Genomic DNA, 3,362 nt, shown 5'->3' with positions numbered 1-3,362 from the left:
CGGTGCTCGCGGCGGGCTTCATGCTGCTCGCCCTGGGCGATGCCCTCACCTTCGCGACGCTGCTGGTGGCCGAGGTGCTGCTCGCCGCCCGCACCGGTCTCTTCGACATGGCCGGTGAGAGCGCCCTGAAGGAGATCGTTCCCGACGACGCGATGGGCCGTGCACAGGCTGCCAACCAGGGCCGAAACGCGGTGCTCGACCTCGCCGGTGGCCCGCTCGGTGGAGTGCTCTTGGCCGTCGGTGCATGGCTGATCGGCGCCGTCATGGCCCTGTGCCACCTCCTCGCGATGGTGACGGCATGGATGCTGCAACGCTCCGTCGTGCGCGGCGCCGCAGGCTCGGCATCCGGCTCAAGGCAAATCTCGGGCGAGACGGATGCCGCGGCATCCGAGGTCGGAATGTTCGCGGCCGCTCGCACCGCGAGCCGGCCCAACGCCGTCCGAGAGATCATCGAAGGATTCCGGTGGCTGCTCTCGCGCCCCGACCTGCGCGGTGTGCTGTTCGTCGCGACCATCATCAATCTGGGCTTCGCGACCGCGCTGACGACCATCATCTACGCGCTCCAGCAGAACGGCGAGACGCCTCTGACCATCGGCCTGCTCGCGACGGGCGCCGGCATCTCGATGCTGCTGGGCGCGCTCGTCGCACCGCTGCTGGTCTCGCGGGTGCGCTCGGGCGTCGCGATCATCGGCGGGCTCGCCGTGGCGACGCTGGGCGTGTTCGTGCTGATTCCCGTGCACGACCCGATCGCGCTGGTATTCGTGCTCGGCGCGCTCGTGCTCTTCGTTCCCACCGTCAATGCCGCACTCATGGGCTACTTCATGGTCGCAACGCCGACCGAGCTGCTCGGCCGCGCCAACAGCGCGAGCGCCGTGCTCGGAATGGGCGCTATGCCGCTCGCGCCCATCATCGCGGGCTTCGGGCTCTCGCTCGTCGGGCGTGACCTGACACTCGTCGCCGCGGCCGTGCTGTGCGCGATCGCGGTGCTCCTCGCTTTCAGCAACCGTGCGTTGCGGGCACTGCCGGTCGAGTCGGAATGGGCCGCCCACGCCCGACAGTTCGAGGTGCATGCGCGCGATACTTGACTCTGACACCGTGTGAGACGGGAGAACTGAGACATGTTGTCCATCGGAGCGTTCGCGCAGATCGGCCAGGTGACCCATCGGATGCTGCGGCATTGGGACACCGCCGGACTCCTCGTGCCCGCCCACGTGGACGAGTTCAGCGGCTACCGCTCGTACGATCCCTCGCAGCTGGCGAAGCTGCACCGGATCGTCGCCCTCCGTCAGTTGGGCTTCGGCCTCGATGACATCGCGCTCGTACTGGAGCAGGGAGTGGATGCCGAGCGCATCAGCGCCCTGCTGCACATCCGGCGCGCGGAGGTCGAACAAGAGCACCGCGTTGCGGCCGCGCGACTCGTCGACGTGGAAAGGCGGCTCCACCTCATTGAAAGCGAGAATCACATGTCCCAGATCGAGATCATCGAAAAGCCCCTGCCTGCGCTCCGCCTGGCGGCGCGCCGCGCTGTCGTGGCCTCGCAGCCCGAAGTCGCCGGGGTCGTCGGACCCGCGTTCGACGCGATCACCGGGATCATCGGCAGCGAACGCGGAGCGCTCGACACTCCCGTCGCCCAGTACGAAACGATCGAAGACGGCCTGTCGATCGTCATCGGCTACGAGTACGGCGGCGAGGCCTTCGACGGCTTCGAGATCGTCGAGTTGCCCGCCGTCGACACGGCGGTCTGCGGCGTGCACCTGGGTTCGATGGCCGGAATCGCCGACAGCTGGCAGGCGATCCACACCGAAATCATCGCGCGCGGGTTCGTGCCGTCAGGCGCGTGCCGCGAACTCTACGTCCGCGCAGAATCCGACGACCAGTCCGACTGGGTCACCGAGCTGCAGCAGCCGGTCACTCACGCCTGACTGAGCATCGATGGGCCTGCATTGTGCGGACGAATCTGCGGGGAATCCCGTGCGTCTCGTCCGCACAATGCAGGCTCGCGGCTACAGTGCTCCGACCAACGCGGCGATGCCTGCGAGCACCGAGACCAGCGCGAGCACCAGCGCGATCGCGATCAGAACCGCGTGCACCTTGAGGAAGGTCGTCGCCTTGCCCGCGGCATCCTTCGCCCGGGGATCCCGCGCGACCCGCTTGTAGAACTGCGGCCACACGATGACGTTGAAGGCGGCATTGACGAAGAGCAGAACAGCGAGGGCGATCACTCGTTCATCGTAACGACGTCATGTATCAGAAACCCCTTGCCGTGCTCCTGGTAGTTGTGAGCACAATGGGCACCATGACCGATGCCTCCCCCGAGGGCGCCGTCAGCGATGGTTCCCCACGGTGGGAGCGAGCCGCCGACTACTTCACCGCGTGGCGCGGTGGCGACTCGCGCGCCATCGACGATCTGGTGCGCCTGATGACTCCGGTGCTGTGGCACATCGTGCGCGCGTACCGACTGGAGCGCGCTCTCGCCGAAGACGTCGTGCAGTCGACCTGGCTCGCGCTCGTGCGCGGCGCCGATTCGATCACCGATTCGCGCGCGGTGTTCAGCTGGCTCACCGTCACCGCACGCCGCGAGGCCTGGCGCGTCGGCAAGACCAACGCACGAGCGGATGCCACCACCGACGAACACCTCGAACAGCTGCTGCCGCCGCAGGAGTCGACCGAGGCGCAGGTCGAGGCATCCGATGAATCATCCCGGTTGTGGGCTGCGGTGCAGACGCTCGCCGAACGCTGCCAGCGACTGCTGCGGGTCGTCGCCTTCGACGAGCGCCCCGACTACGCGAAGATCGCCGCCGATCTCGACATGCCGATCGGCAGCATCGGCCCGACCCGCAAGCGGTGCCTCGCCAAGCTGCGCACAGCTCTCGCCTCGGCCGGGCTCGGCCGCACCGACGGAGGGGATCATGAACGATCCTGACGCCGCGCTCTTCGCCCGGGTGCGCAGCGCGATCGAGGCCGTCGACCCGGTGCCGACTGACCTGGCCGACCGCATGATCGCGGCGATTGCCGTCGCCGACATCTCACACGAGTACGCCCTGTTGACCGCGGTCGAGACCGCTGGGGTTCCCGTTCGCAGTGACGCCGAGACGACGACGTTGCAGTTCAGCGACGGCACGTCGAGCATCCTGCTGCACATCAGTCATACGTCACGCGACCTGCGCCGTATCGATGGCTGGGTCGACGCTGAGACCACCGAGATCCGGCTCTCGCAGGGCGACCGAACGTGGAGCGTGCCTCCGGGGGAGCTCGGCCGTTTCGCCTTCGACGACATCCCACCGGGCCTGGCCCGCGTGCAGCTCGTGACCGGCCCGAACACCCGAGATCTGCTCACGCCCCAGTTCGAGGTGTGAGTTCCG

The 3,362-nt window shown here is 67.9% G+C and carries 5 protein-coding genes; 4 read left to right on the top strand and 1 reads right to left on the bottom strand.

What is annotated here, in order from left to right:
• A partial coding sequence (locus Q1J95_RS15355; protein ID WP_300269229.1) for an MFS transporter occupies positions 1-1,085 on the top strand: 1,085 nt, incomplete at its 5' end.
• Between the two features lie 33 nt (positions 1,086-1,118).
• Entirely contained in the window at positions 1,119-1,922 is an 804-nt protein-coding gene (locus tag Q1J95_RS15350; RefSeq protein ID WP_300269227.1) for a MerR family transcriptional regulator, read from the top strand.
• Positions 1,923-2,003: 81 nt separating this feature from the next.
• On the opposite strand, the gene Q1J95_RS15345 is transcribed toward Q1J95_RS15350, so the two are convergent.
• Entirely contained in the window at positions 2,004-2,222 is a 219-nt protein-coding gene (locus Q1J95_RS15345) for an SCO4848 family membrane protein (protein WP_300269225.1), read from the bottom strand.
• Positions 2,223-2,296: 74 nt separating this feature from the next.
• Here Q1J95_RS15345 and Q1J95_RS15340 point away from each other — a divergent pair, with 74 nt between their 5' ends.
• Together Q1J95_RS15340 and Q1J95_RS15335 are read left to right on the top strand one after the other, a co-directional pair.
• Positions 2,297-2,923, top strand: coding sequence for a sigma-70 family RNA polymerase sigma factor (locus tag Q1J95_RS15340; protein ID WP_300269223.1), 627 nt, complete (start codon positions 2,297-2,299; stop codon positions 2,921-2,923).
• Positions 2,910-3,356 carry a hypothetical protein gene (locus Q1J95_RS15335; RefSeq protein ID WP_300269219.1) on the top strand — a complete coding sequence of 149 codons (447 nt, stop codon included), beginning with the start codon at positions 2,910-2,912 and terminating at the stop codon, positions 3,354-3,356. Before Q1J95_RS15340 ends, Q1J95_RS15335 begins: the two co-directional genes overlap by 14 nt.
• Positions 3,357-3,362: the final 6 nt, after the last annotated feature.

Source organism: Microbacterium sp. (assembly GCF_029263575.1).
In the GTDB taxonomy this organism is placed as follows: Bacteria; Actinomycetota; Actinomycetes; order Actinomycetales; family Microbacteriaceae; genus Microbacterium.
Note: the sequence above shows the minus strand (reverse complement) of the source record. Positions and strands in the feature narration are given on the sequence as shown.